This is a genomic window from Acinetobacter sp. Colony158 (assembly GCF_019264745.1).
Classification (GTDB): domain Bacteria; phylum Pseudomonadota; class Gammaproteobacteria; order Pseudomonadales; family Moraxellaceae; genus Acinetobacter; species Acinetobacter ursingii.
Genome location: NZ_CP078523.1, coordinates 650,436 through 650,666, shown reverse-complemented (window position 1 = coordinate 650,666; position 231 = coordinate 650,436). Strand labels below are relative to the sequence as shown.

Here is a 231-nt window from a genome sequence, read left to right as displayed (position 1 = left end):
ACACCATGTAATCTTTTCTTGGCGCGCTTCTAATGTTTCAATGACTTTTACCGTTCCATTAATAGATGGACCTTCTTCATCTGAGGTAATGAGATAAGCAATTGAACCCTTATGATCTGGATGTTTTTTTACAAAACGTTCCGTCGCGATGATCATGGCAGCCAAGGCCGTTTTCATATCTGCTGCACCACGTCCATACAGCGTTCCATCGCGAATTTCAGGTTGAAATGG

1 protein-coding gene is annotated in these 231 nt (G+C 42.4%); it reads right to left on the bottom strand.

Annotated elements, in window-relative coordinates:
• Nucleotides 1-231: M20/M25/M40 family metallo-hydrolase (locus JR005_RS14370; protein ID WP_228731734.1), on the bottom strand; the 231-nt coding region annotated here is incomplete at both ends.